Below are 753 nucleotides of genomic sequence, written 5' to 3' on the forward strand. Positions count from 1 at the left end.
GCCGAGGTCGACGAGATAGGCGCCGATGTACCGGCGGAGGCGGTGGATGTACACGTCGTAGGCGAGTTTCGCGTGCTCGTCGCCCTCGTCGATCAGGGCGCGTAGCGCGCGGAAGTCGTTCTCGCCGGCGAGGCCCTTGAGTCCTGAGCGCCGGTTGAGCAGGTCGTCGATCTGGTCGATGCTCATGCCGAGCGAGCGGCCGAGGTGGAGCACCAGCCCCGGGTCGACGTCGCCGCTGCGGGTGCCCATGACGAGGCCCTCGAGCGGGGTCAGGCCCATCGACGTGTCGACCGCGCGGCCGCCGCGGACCGCCGAGGCGGATGCCCCGTTGCCGAGGTGCAGCACGATCTGGTTCACCTCGGTCGTCGGACGCCCCAGGAACTTCGCGGCCTGTTGCGAGACGTACTCGTGCGAGGTGCCGTGGAAGCCGTAGCGGCGCAAGGCGTGCTCGGCGGCGAGCTCCCGGTCGATCGCGTACGTGGCGGCCGCGGGCGGCAGGTCGAAGAAGAAGGCGGTGTCGAAGACCGCGACCTGCTTCACGCCGGGCAGCAGCTCGCGCGCCACCTCGATGCCCTGCGCGTTGGCCGGGTTGTGCAGCGGCGCCAGCGAACTGAGCCGGCGGATCTCGGCGAGCACGTGATCGTCGATGAGTGTGGGCGCGTGGAAGGACCGGCCGCCGTGCACCACGCGGTGCCCGACGGCGGTGATCCCCGCAGGGGTGCCGGCACCGTCGGTGAGGTCGAGCCCGCGGGC

Annotated in this window: 1 protein-coding gene; it reads right to left on the minus strand. The window is 71.7% G+C overall.

All coding sequences use genetic code 11. From position 1 onward, the window contains the following. The coding region (locus tag FK268_RS23030; protein WP_146437774.1) for an acetate/propionate family kinase at positions 1-753 on the minus strand (753 nt) is incomplete at both ends.

The organism is Tsukamurella sputi (assembly GCF_007858445.1).
GTDB lineage: Bacteria > Actinomycetota > Actinomycetes > Mycobacteriales > Mycobacteriaceae > Tsukamurella > Tsukamurella sputi.